Below are 261 nucleotides of genomic sequence, written 5' to 3' on the forward strand. Positions count from 1 at the left end.
GGACAATCTCGTATCGTGACTGAAGGTGTAAACGGTCGTCGTAGCCACTTCTACTCTGTGACTACTGCTGCTGACGGAACTGAAGTTAAAACATTGGTTACAAGTGTCGTAGCGCAAGAACCTGTTGCTCAAGTGATTGAAGTGGGGAACCCTGTCACTCACCTTGGAGATGAAAAAGGACAAGCTACTATTGCTGAAAACAAACCAAGAGTTGACATCCAAAATGAAGAAATTCCATTTACAACCATCACTCGTGAAACT

The 261-nt window shown here is 43.7% G+C and carries 1 protein-coding gene; it reads left to right on the forward strand.

Going from position 1 to position 261, the window contains the following annotated elements:
• On the forward strand, window positions 1-261 hold a 261-nt coding region (locus HMPREF2987_RS00005; RefSeq protein WP_180364481.1), incomplete at both ends, for a G5 domain-containing protein.

Origin of the sequence: Streptococcus sp. HMSC067H01 (assembly GCF_001814775.1) — a bacterium.
Classification (GTDB): Bacteria; Bacillota; Bacilli; order Lactobacillales; family Streptococcaceae; genus Streptococcus.